The sequence below is a fragment of the Allobosea sp. 05T439 genome (assembly GCF_056396005.1).
This window is the reverse complement of sequence record NZ_JBFTKP010000172.1, coordinates 1-387: the sequence shown is the minus strand read 5'-3', so window position 1 is coordinate 387 and position 387 is coordinate 1. Positions and strand designations below refer to the sequence as shown.

General features: G+C 64.0%; 1 protein-coding gene. It reads right to left on the bottom strand.

Translation table 11 applies throughout. The annotated features are described in order from the left end of the window. Window positions 1-387: zinc-binding dehydrogenase (locus AC1DIO_RS35590; RefSeq protein ID WP_476854984.1), on the bottom strand; the 387-nt coding region annotated here is incomplete at both ends.

The window sequence follows — 387 nt, the reverse complement described above, 5'->3', positions numbered from 1 at the left end:
GATCGATTCACCCCAGCCGCGATGGCAGCATTCCAGCGCCTGGCGCATCACGTTGGTATTGCCGGTCGCGTCGAAGGAGAAATCGGCGCCGCCGCCGGTCAGATCGACGATCGCCTGCACCACCTTGTCGTTGCCGATCTCGGCCGGATTGATGAASYCGGTCATGCCGAATTTCTCGGCCATGGCGCGCTTGCCSGGATTGATGTCGACACCGATGATCTTGTCGGCRCCGACCATGCGGGCRCCCTGGATGACGTTGAGGCCGATRCCGCCGAGCCCGAAGACCACGACATTGGCGCCGGGCCAGACCTTGGCGGTGTAGATCACCGCGCCGATCCCCGTCGTCACGCCGCAGCCGATATAGCAGATCTTGTCGAAGGGCGCGTC